Genomic DNA, 15,338 nt, shown 5'->3' with positions numbered 1-15,338 from the left:
CTGCGGGTTATGCCTTATGTCGTCAGTGCGCCTCGCTCCCGGGAGAGAAACTTGCTGGCTTCATAATCTTGTTTTCCGCCACCTCGATGAGATCGCGAATCTTGGGCAGGAAGGCCTGCCACCGGGGATCGGCCATCAGCCGCTGGCGTCTCGCCTCCCTGTCATCCAGGCTCGTAAAGGCCCAGATGTGGACGATCTCGTTGATCGTGCCGATCTCCGAGAAGAAATAGCCGACCAGCGTGCCGAGATGGCTTTTCTGGATCTCGATGCCCTCTTCTTCGACGACCTTGAGATATTGCGGGATCGTGCCGTTCTTCAGCCGATAGGTGCGGATTTCGTAAAACATCGGCGTCACCTCATCACGAAAGGATCGGGGATCGGATCGTCGGAGGTCCGGAGCCAGATCGTCTTGGTGCGGGTGTAGTCGAGCGCCGCGGCCATGCCGCCTTCCCTGCCGTGGCCCGACAGGCCGAAGCCGCCGAAAGGCGCGATCGGCGAGACGGCGCGGTAGGTGTTGACCCAGACGATGCCGGCACGGATGCCCTTCATCAGCCGGTGCGCCCGGGTGAGGTTCTGGGTGAAGATGCCGGAGGCCAGGCCATAGCGGGTGTCGTTGGCAAGCCGCAGCGCCTCAGCCTCGGTCTCGAAGGAGACGACGGAGAGGACTGGCCCGAAGAACTCCTCGGTGAGCGAGGGCGAAGCGACATCGTCGCAATCGAGGATCGTCGGCGGGAAATAATAACCTTCGCCATCGATCTTGCGCCCGCCGGTGACGAGCCGGGCGCCGCTTTCGATCGACTTCTCGACGAGAGCGCCGATATTGTCCTGCTGGCGCTTGGTAGCAAGCGGGCCGACTTCGGTCGCCATGTCCAGCGGCGCGCCGATGCGGATCGCTTCCGCCTTCTCGCGCAGCAGCGCGACGAACCTATCCTTGACGTTGCGCTCGACGATCAGGCGCGAGCCGGCAACGCAGCTCTGCCCCGTCGCCGCGAAAATGCCCGCGACCTGGGCGTTGGCGGCACTTTCGAGGTCGGCGTCGGCAAAGACAATGAAGGGCGACTTGCCGCCGAGTTCAAGCGAGGTTGAGGCGAGGTTTTCGGCCGAGTTGCGCACGACGTGCCGGGCGGTTTCCGGGCCGCCGGTGAAGGCGACATGGGCGACCTTCGGGTGACGGCCAAGCGCCGCACCGCAGGAGGGGCCGAAACCGGTGATGATGTTGACGACGCCGGCGGGAAAGCCTGCCTCATGCACTAGGCGGGCAAATTCGAGCAGCGGCGCCGGACCGTCTTCCGAGGCCTTGACCACCATCGTGCAGCCGGCCGCGAGCGCCGGGCCGATCTTCACCGCCGACAGGAAGAGCTGGCTGTTCCACGGCACGACCATCGCAACGACGCCGATCGGCTCGCGGCGAAGCCAGACGTCCATGTCGGGCTTGTCGATCGGCAGGTAGGAGCCTTCGATCTTGTCCGATATGCCGGCATAGTAACGATAATATTCGGCGACATAGGCGATCTGCGCGGAGGTCTCGCGGATGATCTTGCCGGTGTCGCGCGTCTCCAGTTCCGCCAGAATCGGCGCGTTGGCGGCAACGAGATCGGCGAGCTTGTAAAGCAGCTTGCCGCGTTGGGTGGCCGTTATCTTCGCCCAGGGGCCTTCATAAAGCGCCCGTTCGGCAGCGTTCACTGCCCGATCGACATCCGCTTCGCGGGCTTCGGGCATCTCAGCCCAGACCGCGCCGGTCGCCGGATCGATGCTCGGATAAGAAGCCTCGCCATCCGAGAATTCACCGTCGATATAGTGCTGGAAACGACGCATGGCTTTACTCCTGAAATGCCGGCATGACCTCGGTGATGAAGCGCTCAAGCGACGCCTTCTTGCGCTCGAAACTCATGCCGGTGTCGATCCAGAAAGAATATTCGTCATAGCCGAGCGCTTCATAGGCCTTGAGCCGGTCGATCACGGTCTGCACGTCACCAACGACATTGTTGGTGCGCATGACCTCGTCCGAGAGCATCGCGTTTGCGCGGATCTGCTCGTCCGGGATCCGCTCGATCAGGCCTTGGGTAACCGGCTTCTCATTCTTGAACCAGGCGAAGAAGTAGTTGTAGTAGACGCTGAGTTCATAGGCCGCCTGGGCGACGTCCTCTTCCGACGAGCCGACGTAGGTGTGGCGCAGCAGCATGATCTTCGGCCGCTCGATACCAGGGTTCTTGGCGCAGGCATCATTGAAGCGGTCCATCAGCGACTGGACCTCGTCATCGCCCTGCCAGAGCGGCGTCACCTGAACATTGCAGCCGTTGGCGACGGCAAATTCGTGCGAGTTCGGATCGCGCGCGGCGACCCAGATCGGCGGGTTCGGCTGCTGCAGCGGCTTCGGCGCAGAAGTGGTGGCAGGAAACTTGAAGAACTCGCCGTCATGGGCATAGTCGCCGTTCCAGATGCCCTTGACCGCCGGGATGAGCTCGCGCATGCGCTGGCCGGCGCCCCAGGCGTCGAGGCCGGGCAGCAGACGCTCGTATTCGAAGGAATAGGCGCCGCGGGCAATGCCGATGTCGAGCCTTCCGTCGCAGATGATGTCGGTCATCGCCGCTTCGCCGGCAAGCTTGATCGGATGCCAGAAGGGGGCGATCACCGTCCCCGTCCCGAGCCTTGCCCGCGATGTGCGGCGCGCGAGATCGGCAATGGTCACGAAGGGGTTGGGGGCAATGGTGAAATCCATGCCATGGTGTTCGCCCGTCCAGATCGCATGCATGCCGCCTTTGTCGGCGATCTCGCAGAGCGCGACGAATTCCTCATAGAGGCTCTTATGGCTCTGGTTGGCGTCGAGCCGTTCCATATGGACGAAGAGGGAGAACTTCATGCTTTTGCGCCCTTGGCTGGAATGGGATGAATGGTGCCGCCGGTCTCGTCACCGAAATAGACGCCGAAATTGCCGATCGAGCTTTCCATCGCGAAGCGGTTGACGATATCGGCGGTCGAGCTGGTCTTGAATTTTGCCGCAGCCAGGGCGCCAGGTTTTACGAACCTGCCGCCGGCGGGCTCACCGTCTCCGGCAACGGCGTGATAGACAATGTGCTGCTTCCCATCGCTCTTGCCCTCATAGACCGAATAGAGAAAGCCGATGCTGACCTTCAGCCCGGTGAGCGTCTCCAGATATTCCTGCAGCGCCTCGGTCGGGTTGCCGTCATGAGCGTCGACGCTCGGCAGGGAGAGCACATCGTCGCCGAGCAGAAGAACTTCTCCGCGGCGCTCGACGACGGCTGCGAGTTCGATATTGCCTTCACTTGCCGCGGAAACCGCCTTGCTTGCGAGCGTCGGCGTGAAATAGCCGCCGCGCGCATAGCCGAGACCGTTGCGGCCGCTATTGTCGAAGGATTCGATACGCCCCATCAGGATGACATGGTCGCCGGCCTCGACGACCTCTTCCATGGCGCATTCGAACCAGGCTGCGACATTCGAGAAGATCGGGCAGCCAGCCGATCCCTTGGCCCATTCGACCGCCGCAAATCTGTCTTCGACCGGCCGCGCAAACGTGTTCGACACGTCCTTCTGCGTTTCCGACAGCACGTTGATCGCGAAATGCGGCGTACCGGTCATGGTGGCGAAATTGCGCGACGTCTTGGCAAGGCAGACGAGGAGCAAGGGCGGATTGAGCGAGACCGATGTGAAGGAGTTCGCGGTGAAGCCGATCGGATTTCCTTCCCCATCGCAGGCGGTGACGACGGTCACGCCTGTGGGAAAAGCGCCGAATGCATCTCGCAATGCCCTTGGGTCGACAGTCTGGATTGTCATCGTTCATCCTCCCCGAACGACAGCCACTCGGCGAGCAGCGAATTGACGATATCAGGCGCGGTCAGGTTCACCATATGACGATGACCGTCCACGATCCGGGCCCAGCCCTTCGGCGCAAGCGCCGCCATCTGCTGCGCCATCAGAGGTGTCGAATTCGGATCATCGGACCCCGTCAGGAACAGGGCCGGCCCAGCCACGTCTTTCCAGCGATCGGCATAGGTCTCGTCGCCGCCGGCGAAGGCGGCGTAAGCGACAGCATAACCCTCCGGATCGACGAGGTTGAGCCATTTGCGCGTCAATTCCCGCGCAACAACGCTGTCTGCGTCATCGCCGAACCAGCGCGCCAAGGGACCTTCCTTGTCCACACCCGTCACCGGAATGGCCGCGGCCCGTGCGAGCACGGCAGCCTTTGCTTGGGGATCGCGCCTGTAGACGCCGTTAAGGTACGCGACACGGCTGATCCGATCGCCGAACGTCGCCGCCGCTCCTCCGGATACCAGCGCACCCATGGAGTGGCCGGCAACATTCACCCTATCGATTGCCATCTCGTCGAGAAAACGCCCGAACCAGGCGACAAACTCATTGAGGCGGCTGCCCGCCGGCAGTTTTGCGCTCTCGCCATGTCCCGGCATGTCGACGGCGATGACACGATGGCCGGCCGACAGAAAGGTGATTTGCGGCGCCCAGGCTTCGAGCCGCATGCCGACGCCATGAATGAGAACCAGCGGCTTACCGCTGCCGGCCTCGTGATAGGCCGTTCCGCTTGCCGTCTTCTTTCGGGGCAAGTCACCGGCGGCGCTCTTTGCTGCAGCGGCGCCTGAGATCGATCCGGCTGTCAGCATCTCGGAGCCCCTTTCAAACGCCCGCAGGATTGGCGACGTCCTGCCCAAGATCTTTCAGATCCTGGTAGCGGTCGCCGATGCGGTGATGAGGACGCCCCCCCACCGACGCGCCAAGAGCCACGACAATCTCGTCGGCGGCCGGCGCATCGGGGATCGAGGTCTGGATGGTCAGGTAATGCGAGCGGCGGCCTTCGTCGTTCTTGTCCATCAGCGGGATCATGATCGGCGCATTGGCAGGACCGCGCGTATTGCAGAAGGCGAGATAGGATTTAGCGCCGACGGCATGGCGATAAAAATTGCCGAAGCGCAGCGTGTGGATGAGCGCCGACGCATGCTCGATCTCGCCATCCAGGCCGACGACGGCAGCCTTGCCATAGCCTTCGACGGCATCGCCGGAACCGACCGCATCGATGATCATCTTGGTCAGCAATTCACCGAGAACCGGAGCGCCCGCATGGATTTCAGGCTTGAGGTCTTCGACGAAGCCGCGGCCCGCCCAGGGATTCTTCACGACCGCGAAAGCGGTAAACAGCTTCAGCGGCACCGCTGCGGCCTTGCCGCCTTCGATCAGCGTCGTTTCGATCTGCAGTCCCGTCTTGCGAATTTGAATGGCCATGGAACACCTCGTCTCTCTATTTGGTATTATGGTATACCATAATATATTAGTGTCAAGTTGGTTTCTGCGAGGACTTAGATTGGTCGACCCTTGAAATCTCCGATTTCCGCCCGTCCCCGAAACGCTCGGAAGCGTTACTTTTATTCTGCTGTCAGGACCCTTGCAGCGGATCGGCAGGCCAAATCCCAGTTCATATGATACCGCCTGATATATTATTGAATATGGCATACCATCACATCGAGCAAAGACGGGTGTCAAGCTCGGAGTGTAGACGTTTCGGGGGAACGTGATTGCGTATGCGCAGAGGCATCGACAAATGTCGATGCGACACCGCCTTGCCGGCGGTGTGGTCGTTTAATGCATACGACGAGTTTTAAGGAATTATTCCGCAGGCTTCTGAGCGGACAACACCGCCTCGGCAATGGCACTCGCCGCCGCGACATGATCCATCGCCGCGCGCTGGGCGCCCTCGCCGTCGCCGCGGCGGATGGAATCGACGATCTTCGACATCTGCAGCGGCCCTTCGATACCGCGCCGTTCCGTCTTGATCGTCATCGAGCGCAGATGGTTGATGCGCACAGTGAGGAGGTTGACGACGCCCCAGGCGACATGCCTGTCGACCTTGGTGAACAGCGTTTGGTAAAAGGAAGAGGTATTGGCCAGCACGCCGGCCATATCGCTATCGCGGTAGCTGTTGCGGATTGCGGTCAGGGATTCCTCGAGCGCGGCGACGATCTCGGGGCTGCCGCGCTCCGCGCAGAGCCGTGCCGCCATGCCTTCGAGCGCACCGCGGATCTCATAGATCTGTTTGGCTTCCTCGATATCCAGCTGGGCGACGATCGGTCCCTTGTTCGGCAGATTGGCGACCAGCCCTTCCGATTCCAGATGTCTCAGAACCTCGCGCACCACCGTCCGGCTGACGCCGAGCTGGGCGCAGAGGTCGCGCTCGACAAGCCGGTCTCCGGGACGGAAATATCCGTTGACGATGGCCTCGCGGACCTTGTCGAGCGCCAGCTCCCGCAAGGTTTTCGCAGGACGCTCGACCCTGATTGCTGCGTCCTTCGGAGCACCGCTCATACCGTACCTCAGTGTTGGATTGACTTCGCGGGCTCAAGTTCGCCGCGGCAGCCGAATTCAGAGAATCGTATTATGGCCTACCAAATACTGTAGCGGTCGGCGGCCGGCAATTCAACAGCACCGCGCCGATCCCGAGATTGTCAGTCTATGCGCCGGAATTGGGCCTTGCCCGGACGATCTCTTCGGCCACGGCCTTCGCCTGCAGCCGGATGTCGGGGACGGCGGTGATCTCCCAGAATTGACCCGCCGTCAAGGCGCCGACGGCAAACAGCCGGGCCGGCGAAATTCGAGATGGCGCCGTCACCTCGGAAGCCGCATCCACCTGGATGCCAAGACCGAGAGGGTCGGGGACGATCAACTGAAACCGGCTCATTTCCTTCAGAAGCGGCGAATGGCTGATCCCGGCGCGCTCCATGCCCGTGCAGTTGACCAGCCAGTCCGCCTTGATCTCGGCGATCTCACGCTTGGCTCTGACCCTGTATCCGGCAACGAGCCTGCCTTCCCTGGCCTCGAGCGATTTCAGGAAGCCGGCGTGAAAGCGAACGGTTCCGTCCGCGACCAGTTTCTCGAAGCCGGCGAACACCTCGGGCGCGACCCGGTGGCGGTGGATGTTCCACCAGGGAAGCGCATGCCTGAGGAAACGCGCCCGCTCCTCGTTCGAAAGCCTTTGCCAGAGAGCCTGCGTGACCGGCCTCAGGCCGTCCATCACGCCCCGCCAGTCGGCGACCGACCTGCTCTTTGCCCGCAAGCTCTTCAAGATACCGCTGATCGTGCCGGGAAGTGCGTGAACGTCGATCGGCAGAGGCGCCGGCGGCGTCTTCGCATGGCCGAGCGGCGCCAGGCCGCGCCGCGAAAGCACGTCGATCATGCCTCTATGGCCGTGGGCGCGAAGTGCCAGAACCTGATCGATCATCGTCAGGCCGGAGCCGAGGATAGAGACCGTATCGGACGGCGCGACACGCCGCAGCCAGGAAAGCCGCCACGGGTTCTCGACGATCCGCGATCGCAGCGAAGACGGGACGCCAGCGACCGGAAGGTCGGCATTTCCGACGCCAAGGCATAGCACCACATTCTTCCCGGCGATCTCGTCGCCATTGCCGAGGTGGAAGGCGAGCCTGCTCGTGTAGCGCTCCACACATCCGGCCGCCTTGGCCTTGATGAAATCGACCCGGCAGCGGCCATCCCGCTTGCGCAGCAGCCGCGCAAGCGTATCCCTGACATAGAGGCCGTAATCGCTGCGCGAGGCGAAATCGCCCGCCTGCAGCTGGCGTCCATGAGTTTTCAGCCAATCGACGAAATCGTCGGGATGATGGGGCAGCAGGCTCATGCGGCCAGCCGGCACATTGAGGCGATGGAGATAGAGCTCCGTCCGATATGCGGTCCCGCGCCCGAAACCGGGATCGTCGCCGACGACGGCGATCGTCGCCGTAGCGGGAAGCTGTTCGATGAGATTGCAGGTCACAGCGATCGCTGAAAAACCGGAACCGACCACGATCACATCGTATATCAACACATTCTCCCCGAAGCTCCGTAACGCCGGTTCTTGTCGCTCACCCGACTGGGGATCACTCAAGCGGCAGAATCACGAAAACAATTATCTCTATAGTCTATAAATATAGTTTGTTATTCCTCCCGCCAGCCCCTTCTCGACGATTACCCTTTGAAGGTGAGATCAAGGGGCCGGGTGGCCCTGGAAACAAAGGGGCTCAAGATGAATTTCAAAAAACTGATTGCCGCGATTGCCTTGGGCGTCGGCACGCTTGCAACAGCGATCGTCGCCGAGGCGGCGGACAAGAAGGTCGTCGTCGGCTATCAAACCGATGCCTTGCCGTCTTCCGTGGCGATCGCCAACGGCGAATTCGCCAAGGAGACGGGATACGACATCGACTTCCGCAGATTCAATTCCGGCGCCGAAATCTTTGCGGCCATTGCCTCGGGCGACGTTCAGGTCGGCTACGTCGGCTCCAGCCCGTTTGCGGCTGCGGTCTCGCGCGGGCTCGAGGTCAAGGCCTTCTACCTTGCCTCCATCTCCGGCATCGACGAGGCCCTCGTCGTCCGCAACGGCTCGGGCATCGAAAGCCTGAACGATCTGAAGGGCAGGAAGCTTGCCGCCGCACCCGTTTCCACCGACCATTATCAGCTCCTGGCGCTGATCAAATCGCTTGGCCTGACCGAGAAGGACGTTCAGGTGTTCGCAATCCCGCAGCCGGAGATCGTGGCGAGCTATAACCGCGGCGATATCGACGGCGGCTTCGTCTGGGATCCGGCGCTGACCGAACTCAAGAAGAACGGAAAGGTTCTGGTGACTTCCAAGGACGTGGCGGACAAGGGTGCGCCGACATTCTCCGCCTGGGTCGCCACCTCGACGTTTGCCACCGAGAACCCGGAATTCCTGAAGGGCTTCGCCTCGGTCATCAACAAATACTACGCCTCCTTCGCGTCGGATAAGGCCGCCTGGGGGCCCGACAGCGACAACGCCAAGTCGCTCGCCAAGCTTCTCGGCGGAACGGCCGAGCAACAGGCCTCGGCGCTGAAGAACCTGACGCTGCTCACCCCCGAGGTCCAGGCATCGGAGGCCTGGCTCGGCGGTGGCGAAAAGGCGGGTGCCGGCAAGATCCTCAAGGACACGGCATCGTTCCTGAAAGAACAGGGCAAGGTGTCCGACGTGCTGCCAAATTACGGCGCCTTCGTCACAGCAGACGCGCTTACCAGCGTCAGCAACTGATCCTCCCCGACGCCGGCGCGACACTTGCGCGCCGGCGTCGAACCTTGCGAGCGGACCATGCTTAAAGTCGATCACGCCAGCGTTTTCTTTGCAGCCCGGGACGGGCGGACCGTCCATGCGCTCGATCGCGTTTCCTTCGATATCCCCGAACGGGGTTTCGTGGTCGCGCTCGGCGCCTCGGGATGCGGCAAATCAACCCTTCTCAACGCGATCGCCGGTTTCCTTCCACTGTCGGATGGCCGGATCACGCTCGATGGCCGCGCGGTCGAACGCCCAGGCGCCGATCGCGGCGTCGTCTTTCAGAAAGATGCGCTGCTGCCCTGGAAATCGGTAGCCGACAATGTCGCGCTCGGCCTGAAATTTGCCGGCGTCAACCGCAAGGAGCGACAGGTGCGCGCGTTCGAGCTGCTCCGGCTCGTCGGCCTCGACGAATTCGCCAGTGCCTTTCCCTACGAGCTGTCGGGCGGCATGCGCCAGCGGGTCGGCATCGCCCGCGCGCTCGCGACCAATCCCGACATCCTGCTGATGGACGAGCCGTTCGGGGCGCTCGACAGCCTGACGCGCGAGCAGATGCAGGAACTGCTGGTTTCCGTCTGGAACAAGACGGCAAAGAAGATTTTCTTCATTACCCACTCGATCGAGGAGGCCCTGTTTCTCGGTACGCAGGTCCTCGTCATGTCGCCTCGCCCGGGGCGCGTCGTCGCCCGCTTCGATCTCGATTTCATCAGACGCTTCGCCGAGACCGGCGATGCACGATCGATCAAGGCGTCGCCGCAATTTGCCGAGCTGCGCGAGGAGATCCGCGCCATTCTCCACAGCAGCGAAGATTTGAGGAGTGCGGCATGAGTGATATCGTCCAGTCTCCGTCGATTGCGGCGCATAGAGCGGACCGGCAGGTCAAGCTGGTGAAGATGGCAAGTTTCGGCGCCGGCGAGAAATCCACGGTGGCGATCAGTGTTGCCACCGCCTTGGCGATCCTGTTGCTGTGGTGGCTCGTCTCTGCGCTCGGCCTCGTGCCGCATCTTTTCCTGCCGCGTCCGGACGAGGTGCTGACGCAGATCGGCCTCGTCTATCGCGACGGTTACGCCGGCGCATCGCTTTCCGAGCATATCCTTGCGAGCCTGTTCCGCATCGTCGTCGCAGCGCTGATCGCCATCTCCGCCGGCATTCCGCTCGGGCTGCTCATGGGCCTGAACCGCTGGGCCAAAGGGGTGTTCGATGCGCCGATCGAATTCTACTGGCCGCTCCCGCCCCTCTCCTACCTGCCGCTGATGATCATCTGGCTCGGTATCGGCGAAACTTCGAAAATCACGCTCCTGGTGCTGGCGATGTTCGCGCCGATCTGCCTCTCGGCCCAGGCAGGCGTCCGTTCGCTGCCGATCGAGCGCGTCAATGCCGCCCGTTCGCTCGGTGCGAGCCGGCTGCAGCTGTTCATCGATATCGTCCTGCCCTCCGCCCTGCCCGAGATCCTCACCGGCATCCGCATTGCACTCGGCGTCGGCTGGGGCACGCTGGTCGCCGCCGAATTGATCGCCTCGACGCGCGGGATCGGCTTCATGATCATGTCGGCATCGCAGTTCCTGGCAACCGACGTCGTCTTCGTCGGCATCGGCATCATCGCGGTCTGCGCCTTCACCTTCTCGGCCGCCATCCGTTTCCTGGAGACCTACCTTGTGCCGTGGAAAGGCAAGCTCTGAGGGAATGCAGGTAATTCAAAACGTCAAAGCGCCGCGGGTCTGAAAAGACGCGCGGCGCTTAACGTCTTTGCGTAACCTCGTTCAGACCATGGATCGATTGGAGTTCGGCGGCGAGAGCTCCTGAAGGCGCCATAAATTGCGATCGTGGATGCCGCGTTCTTCCAGATGCTTCACCGTCAGATAGAGATATTCGGCGCGGGAGCCCATATGTCCGCAGGCCCTGGCAAGCACGCGCGCCACCGTCTCCAAAGGCAATCTGCGGGAAACGCGCTCCCCCTTCGGGCCGGCCCAAAAGACCAGGGCGCGCACCAAGCCATGTGCGGTTTCAACCGGAATCCAGCGAACCGTCGCCGCATCGTCGATCGTGCCGACCTCACGGCGGATCAATCGCCGAATCTGACCGAGGCGATCGTCATCGGCAAGCTTATAGAGGATGCCGTTGCAGCGTCCGCCACGATCAAGCGCCATCATGAGGCCGGGCTGCGCCCGGCTTCCCCGCCAGCGGGTCATCTTCAGGCAGAAGGACCGATGCCAACCCCTTGCTGCGCCGCGCTGCCACTCGACGGCATCGAAGTCCGGCTTCCATATCAATGAGCCATAGGCGAAAACCCAGAGCGGCGCGCCGTCGGATTCCTGGAGCAGCCGCCTGGCGAACATCTCCGTCTCCATCTCGGTCAGCGGTGTCCGGTGCGGCTCGGGGCCGGGATCGAGTTCAACGCGAAGGCTGAGCGACACGAGTTCGTCCGTGAGAGCCATGCTGGTTGTGCCGAGCATCCGCACCTCGCTTCGCCGCATCTCGGCCTGCTTATACTCGATGATATCGGTCACGTTTCAATGCACCGTAAATCTGGCCGCGTCGGCCCGGCGCCGCTGCAGGCTGCGGATCAGCATCGCGGCCTCCCTGACGATCGCCGCAAATGTCGTATCGTCGGCCTCGGCGATCCTGCCCGTCATGTCGCGGATGATTGTCGTCAAATGGATGATCGAATGGCGATGTTGCACTTCGTCCGGCCCAATTTCGGCATCTGCCATGGCAAGCAGCGTCTCTACCAAACGCTCCATGGTTTGCCGGCGCCGGCTCCTCGGGTCGGCATTCGGATCTTCGCTGAGCCGCAGGAGATCGTCGATGATATCGGACATTCGGCTTCCATTCACATCGCGAAAGCCGGCCGCGCGAAAACGTTGCGCCTTCGATCGCCGGCGCGCATCTTCAAGGCGTCCAGCAGCCGGTAGCCGGTTCGCCAGCGGCCAAAACCGCTGGCGATATTGATGTGGCCGGCAAGGCCGATATTCCTGGTCTCGGCCTTCCACAGGCGACCAAACAAGGTCAGCCGATCGACCGTCATATAGGCGTCGTTCATGCTGCCGACGACGATGCTCGGAAATGGCAGAGGCGCCGTCGGCATGCCACCGAAAGAGATATGCCCGGGATGCAGAATGTCCGTGGCCGGCAGATCGCAGGGAGCAACGAGCAATGCTCCCTTCACCCGACGGGCAACACTTCGCCCGGCCAGCCGGGCGGCGAGCAGGCATCCGAGACTATGGGCAACCAGATAGGCCTCACCGGCCTCTTCGAGCGCGCTTTCCAGGCGCGGCAGCCAGCTGTCGAGGTCGGGATGGCTCCAATCGTCCTGAGCAACATAACGGCTGCCCGGTTGATCCTGCAGCCAGTGCTGCTGCCAATGCCCCTCTCCCGAGCCGAACAATCCGGGAAGAATGAGGACGTCGCTCATTGGATCAGCCCGATCACCAGCGCGAACAGGAAGGTGAAGGAACCGACGACCGTGCAGATCCCGGCCGCATGCCTGAACTGCGACATGACGCTTGCCGTCGCTCTTTTCGTTTCGTGCCGGCGGAAGCCGGTCTCAATGACGATCGCCATCCCGCATCCTCCTCAATACCAAAGTCCGGGCATCGCGCCCCAATAATGGAGTTCGTATTCGCGCGCCGACCGGTCCCGCTCTTCGTCGCGGAGAAGCCGTCCGTTTACAGGCTGCCGCCTAGCCGGACTTTTCGGATCGAGAAAACGGCCGATCGCGCGTTTCAGCCGGAAATAGAAATCAAGCTTCATGCGAACCTCCTGTCAGGAAGCGATGGTTAGGAAATCAGGCAATGACGTCGGGCATTGGCAAGGAGATCGCGAAGCGATGCGGTCGGGCCGTAAAGCATCAGCAAGCGGTTCTCTTCCCGTTTGGCGAGGCGATATCGTCGCGCGAATTCGAAGACGCTCCACAATTGTTCGCCCGGCCCCGAGCCTTCCGTACCGTCTGCCGTTGTGTCCTGAGATAGAACCATGGCGATGTTCCTATTCGGCCGCCGCTATTGCCGGGCCTGCTCCGGGAAAGAAGGCCGCCAATTCGCCGACCACTTCGCTGATGCGGTTCGAAAGCTGATCGGATGAGACCGCGTAGTCCGTGAAATCGCGATCGGAGGCATAAACGGCCGTCGGCAATGTATGGGCCATGAAAAAGCCGAACAGCGGCCGAAGCTGATGCTCGACCATCAGCGCATGCCGATCGCCGCCGCCCGTCGCTGTAATGATGATGGGTTTCGCTCGCAGTTCCTGCGGGTCGATCAGATCGATGAGGTGCTTGAAATGACCGGGATAGGATCCCTTGTAGGTCGGCGAGCCGACGACCAGCACGTCGGCGCCCACGATCTCGTCGACGACACGCCGGGCCTGATCGTCGAGGTCCTTGCGCCACAAGGCGCTGCCCAGCGACGGACCGACATCGTGCAAATCATAGGTCTTGCTCGCAAAGCCGTATCGGATGCTTGCGCGTTCGGCGACGTGGCGGACCAGCGCCAATGTCTTCGATGGACGGTTGAAGCTGCCAGCTATGCCGACGAGTTTGAAACCTGACATGGTTTTTCCTCTCTGTAGTTGCTTCAAATATTGTCTATAAAATTACTGGATTAAAGGAATGTGTGTCTCTCCTTCCGCACTCGGTTGAAAAAAACATTCATCTCAGCGTCCGCGCGCATAGGCTGCGGCGATCGTCAATCGCCCAGTTGCGGGCTTGGCCTCTGGATGGCAGACGTCTTTGGGCGTGTGAAATCCGGCGACAAATGGCTTTGCCATAAGCCCGAGTATTTTTGGTATAAGATTTCCGGTTCGGCCGGACGATTGGATGACGCGCCCTGCCTTTTCCGCCGGAGAAAATATAGCTTTCTTATAGATTTTAGCGGGAGCTTTTCATGCCAATGCAGACGGCTGATGTCATCGACCTTCAGGCTTACCGGCAAGCGCGTAGCAAGCATGCGCCTGACGCGGCGAAGGTTGCCGCGCCGGTATCGTTTGCGATGCAGCCGGTTCTGATGTGGGTGCCCTATTGGGGCTTCGTCCCGGTCATGGCAATGGGCATTGCGGGACATGGCGTCTGATCAAGCGCTTCGTTCCGACGTCGAAGCGAAGGATGCCGCTGACGAGATTACGGTTCAGACGGGACAGAACTTGCGGCGTATCCGGACCCGCCGCGGCTATTCCCTGGACAGGCTGGCAAAGATCGCCGGCGTCAGCCGGGCGATGCTCGGCCAGATCGAAACGGGCAAGAGCAGCCCGACGTTAAGCATCCTGTCGAAGATCGCGCTTGCTCTCGGCATTCCCTGCGCCGCATTGATCGCCGAACGCGGCGAAACTCCGATCATTGCCGTGCCGAGGGCACGATCGAAAATCCTCGCGTCTTCCGAGGGGCGCTTCCAGACACGCGCACTCTTTCCCTTCGAGGGCGAGAGGAAGGTGGAATTCTACGAGCTCCGGATCGCTCCGCACCATACCGAAAACGCCGACGCCCATCAGCATGGAACGGTCGAAAATCTGGTCGTTGCTCAAGGCACCGTCGAAATTATCGCCGGCAAACAGCCGCTGCATATCCTGGGTGAAGGCGATGCCATCGTCTTCGATGCGGACGTTCCCCACGTCTATCGAAACATGACAGGCACGGAAGCGATCCTCTACCTCGTGACGACATATCTTGAGGACATCAGGGTCTGATGCAAGAAAGCCTCCGTCTCCGGAGGCTTTGTCGTCTCTTTCGGGATGTGAAAGGCTCAGGCGGCCATCGTGCAGCACATCATCATGCCGCCGCACATCATCATCATCGGCATGCCGCCCGACATCATCGACATCATGCGCTTGCAGCATTCCGTGAACATGTCCTTGTCCATGCCTTCCATCGGCTTCATTTCGCAGACCATGCCGTCAGCGGTCATGCTGCACTTCATCGAGCCCATCATCATCATCATCGGCATAGAGGCCATCATCGGCATCATCGCGCCGTTCATCATGGGCATGCCGCCCATCATCGGCATCATTCCACCACCCATCATCGGGTTCATCATGGCGGGCATGTTGTTCATCATCGGCATCATGTTCATGGCGGGGTTCATCGTCTTTCTCCGATCAATGCTGCGCGTTTCGCATTTTGATGAAACGGGAGATAAAAGACCCAATTGAAGCAAACAATGTAAAAAAATCTTCCCTTATCTTTTCCTCCAATAGAATGGAACGGTTTCGATGGGAATGCGCAAAACCGTCAGGATAACGGAATTTCCTCCGCTATAGCAGGTCGGACGCCGCTGGCTCCGAG

20 protein-coding genes and 1 pseudogene are annotated in these 15,338 nt (G+C 61.3%); 6 read left to right on the top strand and 15 right to left on the bottom strand.

Going from position 1 to position 15,338, the window contains the following annotated elements; all coding sequences use genetic code 11:
• Nucleotides 1-22: 22 nt before the first annotated feature.
• The 8 genes from ATY75_RS22215 to ATY75_RS22180 form a co-directional block, all read right to left on the bottom strand.
• On the bottom strand, nucleotides 23-346 hold the full coding sequence (locus ATY75_RS22215; RefSeq protein WP_088939231.1) for an NIPSNAP family protein: 324 nt from the start codon (nucleotides 344-346) through the stop codon (nucleotides 23-25).
• A gap of 5 nt (nucleotides 347-351) precedes the next feature.
• On the bottom strand, nucleotides 352-1,815 hold the full coding sequence (locus ATY75_RS22210) for an aldehyde dehydrogenase (protein ID WP_088939230.1): 1,464 nt from the start codon (nucleotides 1,813-1,815) through the stop codon (nucleotides 352-354).
• Between the two features lie 4 nt (nucleotides 1,816-1,819).
• A complete protein-coding gene (locus tag ATY75_RS22205; RefSeq protein ID WP_088939229.1) occupies nucleotides 1,820-2,860 on the bottom strand; it encodes an LLM class flavin-dependent oxidoreductase in 1,041 nt (346 codons plus the stop codon).
• Nucleotides 2,857-3,792, bottom strand: coding sequence for a flavin reductase family protein (locus ATY75_RS22200; protein WP_088939228.1), 936 nt, complete (start codon nucleotides 3,790-3,792; stop codon nucleotides 2,857-2,859). The genes ATY75_RS22205 and ATY75_RS22200 overlap by 4 nt, the downstream gene beginning before the upstream one ends.
• Nucleotides 3,789-4,634: an alpha/beta fold hydrolase gene (locus tag ATY75_RS22195; RefSeq protein ID WP_088939227.1), complete on the bottom strand. Its 846-nt coding sequence runs from the start codon at nucleotides 4,632-4,634 to the stop codon at nucleotides 3,789-3,791. Before ATY75_RS22195 ends, ATY75_RS22200 begins: the two co-directional genes overlap by 4 nt.
• A gap of 13 nt (nucleotides 4,635-4,647) precedes the next feature.
• On the bottom strand, nucleotides 4,648-5,250 hold the full coding sequence (locus ATY75_RS22190; protein ID WP_064841512.1) for an amino acid synthesis family protein: 603 nt from the start codon (nucleotides 5,248-5,250) through the stop codon (nucleotides 4,648-4,650).
• A gap of 381 nt (nucleotides 5,251-5,631) precedes the next feature.
• Nucleotides 5,632-6,327: a GntR family transcriptional regulator gene (locus tag ATY75_RS22185; RefSeq protein WP_088939226.1), complete on the bottom strand. Its 696-nt coding sequence runs from the start codon at nucleotides 6,325-6,327 to the stop codon at nucleotides 5,632-5,634.
• Nucleotides 6,328-6,472: 145 nt separating this feature from the next.
• Nucleotides 6,473-7,837, bottom strand: coding sequence for an FAD/NAD(P)-binding protein (locus ATY75_RS22180; RefSeq protein ID WP_088939225.1), 1,365 nt, complete (start codon nucleotides 7,835-7,837; stop codon nucleotides 6,473-6,475).
• A gap of 201 nt (nucleotides 7,838-8,038) precedes the next feature.
• On the opposite strand from ATY75_RS22180, the gene tauA reads away from it, so the two are divergent.
• From tauA to ATY75_RS22165, 3 genes are read left to right on the top strand one after another with little or no spacing between them, the layout of a single operon-like run.
• Complete coding sequence (gene tauA, locus ATY75_RS22175) at nucleotides 8,039-9,052, top strand: taurine ABC transporter substrate-binding protein (RefSeq protein ID WP_088939367.1); 1,014 nt, start codon at nucleotides 8,039-8,041, stop codon at nucleotides 9,050-9,052.
• Nucleotides 9,053-9,109: 57 nt separating this feature from the next.
• Nucleotides 9,110-9,898, top strand: coding sequence for an ABC transporter ATP-binding protein (locus ATY75_RS22170; protein ID WP_064841760.1), 789 nt, complete (start codon nucleotides 9,110-9,112; stop codon nucleotides 9,896-9,898).
• On the top strand, nucleotides 9,895-10,749 hold the full coding sequence (locus ATY75_RS22165; protein WP_064841508.1) for an ABC transporter permease subunit: 855 nt from the start codon (nucleotides 9,895-9,897) through the stop codon (nucleotides 10,747-10,749). Before ATY75_RS22170 ends, ATY75_RS22165 begins: the two co-directional genes overlap by 4 nt.
• Before the next feature lie 58 nt (nucleotides 10,750-10,807).
• Here the strand turns inward: ATY75_RS22165 and ATY75_RS22160 are convergent.
• The 7 genes and pseudogenes from ATY75_RS22160 to msuE all read right to left on the bottom strand — a co-directional run bounded on the left by ATY75_RS22160 (nucleotide 10,808) and on the right by msuE (nucleotide 13,615).
• Nucleotides 10,808-11,577: pseudogene (locus tag ATY75_RS22160) on the bottom strand (gamma-glutamylcyclotransferase).
• A 3-nt stretch (nucleotides 11,578-11,580) separates the two neighbouring features.
• The gene (locus tag ATY75_RS22155) at nucleotides 11,581-11,889 is read right to left on the bottom strand and encodes a hypothetical protein (protein ID WP_088939224.1); all 309 of its coding nucleotides are present in this window, start codon (nucleotides 11,887-11,889) and stop codon (nucleotides 11,581-11,583) included.
• Between the two features lie 11 nt (nucleotides 11,890-11,900).
• Nucleotides 11,901-12,482 (bottom strand): alpha/beta fold hydrolase, encoded by a 582-nt coding sequence (locus ATY75_RS22150; protein ID WP_088939223.1) that lies wholly within the window; start codon nucleotides 12,480-12,482, stop codon nucleotides 11,901-11,903.
• Complete coding sequence (locus tag ATY75_RS34695) at nucleotides 12,479-12,631, bottom strand: hypothetical protein (protein ID WP_190241407.1); 153 nt, start codon at nucleotides 12,629-12,631, stop codon at nucleotides 12,479-12,481. The genes ATY75_RS22150 and ATY75_RS34695 overlap by 4 nt, the downstream gene beginning before the upstream one ends.
• Nucleotides 12,632-12,643: 12 nt before the next feature.
• Nucleotides 12,644-12,820, bottom strand: a complete 177-nt coding sequence (locus tag ATY75_RS34690) for a hypothetical protein (RefSeq protein ID WP_190241406.1) — start codon at nucleotides 12,818-12,820, stop codon at nucleotides 12,644-12,646.
• A 26-nt stretch (nucleotides 12,821-12,846) separates the two neighbouring features.
• Nucleotides 12,847-13,044 carry a hypothetical protein gene (locus ATY75_RS22145; RefSeq protein WP_088939222.1) on the bottom strand — a complete coding sequence of 66 codons (198 nt, stop codon included), beginning with the start codon at nucleotides 13,042-13,044 and terminating at the stop codon, nucleotides 12,847-12,849.
• Between the two features lie 10 nt (nucleotides 13,045-13,054).
• Nucleotides 13,055-13,615: an FMN reductase gene (msuE, locus tag ATY75_RS22140; RefSeq protein WP_088939221.1), complete on the bottom strand. Its 561-nt coding sequence runs from the start codon at nucleotides 13,613-13,615 to the stop codon at nucleotides 13,055-13,057.
• A gap of 332 nt (nucleotides 13,616-13,947) precedes the next feature.
• Here msuE and ATY75_RS22135 point away from each other — a divergent pair, with 332 nt between their 5' ends.
• The 3 genes from ATY75_RS22135 (at nucleotide 13,948) to ATY75_RS22125 (ending at nucleotide 15,205) form a co-directional block, all read left to right on the top strand.
• The gene (locus ATY75_RS22135) at nucleotides 13,948-14,133 is read left to right on the top strand and encodes a hypothetical protein (protein ID WP_088939220.1); all 186 of its coding nucleotides are present in this window, start codon (nucleotides 13,948-13,950) and stop codon (nucleotides 14,131-14,133) included.
• Nucleotides 14,123-14,743, top strand: a complete 621-nt coding sequence (locus tag ATY75_RS22130; protein ID WP_088939219.1) for an XRE family transcriptional regulator — start codon at nucleotides 14,123-14,125, stop codon at nucleotides 14,741-14,743. The genes ATY75_RS22135 and ATY75_RS22130 overlap by 11 nt, the downstream gene beginning before the upstream one ends.
• Before the next feature lie 84 nt (nucleotides 14,744-14,827).
• Nucleotides 14,828-15,205, top strand: coding sequence for a hypothetical protein (locus ATY75_RS22125; RefSeq protein WP_088939366.1), 378 nt, complete (start codon nucleotides 14,828-14,830; stop codon nucleotides 15,203-15,205).
• The last annotated feature ends 133 nt before the right edge of the window (nucleotides 15,206-15,338 follow it).

This window comes from Rhizobium sp. N122 (assembly GCF_002211295.1).
Taxonomy (GTDB): Bacteria; Pseudomonadota; Alphaproteobacteria; order Rhizobiales; family Rhizobiaceae; genus Rhizobium.
Note: the sequence above shows the minus strand (reverse complement) of the source record. Positions and strands in the feature narration are given on the sequence as shown.

Coding starts and splice junctions, on each gene's coding strand:
- ATY75_RS34695 (WP_190241407.1), bottom strand. CDS start 12,631: ATGGCGATCGTCATTGAGACCGGCTTCCGCCGGCACGAAACGAAAAGA.
- msuE (WP_088939221.1), bottom strand. CDS start 13,615: ATGTCAGGTTTCAAACTCGTCGGCATAGCTGGCAGCTTCAACCGTCCA.
- ATY75_RS22165 (WP_064841508.1), top strand. CDS start 9,895: ATGAGTGATATCGTCCAGTCTCCGTCGATTGCGGCGCATAGAGCGGAC.
- ATY75_RS22145 (WP_088939222.1), bottom strand. CDS start 13,044: ATGGTTCTATCTCAGGACACAACGGCAGACGGTACGGAAGGCTCGGGG.
- ATY75_RS22200 (WP_088939228.1), bottom strand. CDS start 3,792: ATGACAATCCAGACTGTCGACCCAAGGGCATTGCGAGATGCATTCGGC.
- ATY75_RS22190 (WP_064841512.1), bottom strand. CDS start 5,250: ATGGCCATTCAAATTCGCAAGACGGGACTGCAGATCGAAACGACGCTG.
- ATY75_RS22205 (WP_088939229.1), bottom strand. CDS start 2,860: ATGAAGTTCTCCCTCTTCGTCCATATGGAACGGCTCGACGCCAACCAG.
- ATY75_RS22155 (WP_088939224.1), bottom strand. CDS start 11,889: ATGTCCGATATCATCGACGATCTCCTGCGGCTCAGCGAAGATCCGAAT.
- ATY75_RS22185 (WP_088939226.1), bottom strand. CDS start 6,327: ATGAGCGGTGCTCCGAAGGACGCAGCAATCAGGGTCGAGCGTCCTGCG.
- ATY75_RS22170 (WP_064841760.1), top strand. CDS start 9,110: ATGCTTAAAGTCGATCACGCCAGCGTTTTCTTTGCAGCCCGGGACGGG.
- ATY75_RS22215 (WP_088939231.1), bottom strand. CDS start 346: ATGTTTTACGAAATCCGCACCTATCGGCTGAAGAACGGCACGATCCCG.
- ATY75_RS22130 (WP_088939219.1), top strand. CDS start 14,123: ATGGCGTCTGATCAAGCGCTTCGTTCCGACGTCGAAGCGAAGGATGCC.
- ATY75_RS22135 (WP_088939220.1), top strand. CDS start 13,948: ATGCCAATGCAGACGGCTGATGTCATCGACCTTCAGGCTTACCGGCAA.
- tauA (WP_088939367.1), top strand. CDS start 8,039: ATGAATTTCAAAAAACTGATTGCCGCGATTGCCTTGGGCGTCGGCACG.
- ATY75_RS22125 (WP_088939366.1), top strand. CDS start 14,828: ATGCCGCCGCACATCATCATCATCGGCATGCCGCCCGACATCATCGAC.
- ATY75_RS22195 (WP_088939227.1), bottom strand. CDS start 4,634: ATGCTGACAGCCGGATCGATCTCAGGCGCCGCTGCAGCAAAGAGCGCC.
- ATY75_RS34690 (WP_190241406.1), bottom strand. CDS start 12,820: ATGAAGCTTGATTTCTATTTCCGGCTGAAACGCGCGATCGGCCGTTTT.
- ATY75_RS22210 (WP_088939230.1), bottom strand. CDS start 1,815: ATGCGTCGTTTCCAGCACTATATCGACGGTGAATTCTCGGATGGCGAG.
- ATY75_RS22150 (WP_088939223.1), bottom strand. CDS start 12,482: ATGAGCGACGTCCTCATTCTTCCCGGATTGTTCGGCTCGGGAGAGGGG.